Raw genomic sequence first — 632 nt, 5'->3', positions numbered from 1 at the left:
AGGCATCGCCAACATCGCTCATGCCCGTCGCCGCCACGCCTACGTCCCACACCGAATGCTGGTGCTGTTCTCGCTATGAGCAAATCCCTCAGATCAGCTCAGATCATCGATACGCCGGGGCCCTGGGGCTGATGTGGCAGCGGTCACAATCCGGGGGAGCGTTCGGGTATCCGTCCGGGGCGAGTGGGGTGTCTTTCCCCGACCGTGTTCATCCACACCCCCAACAACGCGGAGGTCCTGCCGCTCGCCCGCCGCTTCCACGACGACGTACGGGCCCGGGTCCCGGACGTCGAGCCGTTGCCCGAGCCGATGCCGGTGGAGCCGCTGACCCTGTTCTGAGCCGGTCTGGGTCAGGTCGGACGGTGGGCTCGTTTAGTGCGTTCCAAGCGGTTGGGGGCGTCGTGGTGTATCGCCATGACAAAGCGGGGCCGATTCGGAATGCCGAGCCCCGGGCGGCTCCCGGGGGCGTTGAGTAAGCGCCAAGGGTGCGCCAAGTGTCGGGTCCTAGCCTGCGGCTTTCACGGTGAATTTGAGCCAGCTTGATCGCCTACATGAGAAAAGTGCCTTTGAACTGGGAGGATAGGGCTTGTCTAGGGTCCAATCCGCGCCAGTTCAGAAGGCACTTTTCACGT

1 protein-coding gene is annotated in these 632 nt (G+C 63.9%); it reads left to right on the top strand.

Annotated elements, in window-relative coordinates; genetic code table 11:
- Positions 1-204 precede the first annotated feature (204 nt).
- Positions 205-339: a pilus assembly protein PilP gene (locus KIP79_RS46230; RefSeq protein WP_250214969.1), complete on the top strand. Its 135-nt coding sequence runs from the start codon at positions 205-207 to the stop codon at positions 337-339.
- The last annotated feature ends 293 nt before the right edge of the window (positions 340-632 follow it).

Source organism: Acrocarpospora catenulata (assembly GCF_018476525.1).
Taxonomy (GTDB): Bacteria; Actinomycetota; Actinomycetes; order Streptosporangiales; family Streptosporangiaceae; genus Acrocarpospora; species Acrocarpospora catenulata.
This window is presented reverse-complemented; position numbering and strand designations above follow the sequence as displayed.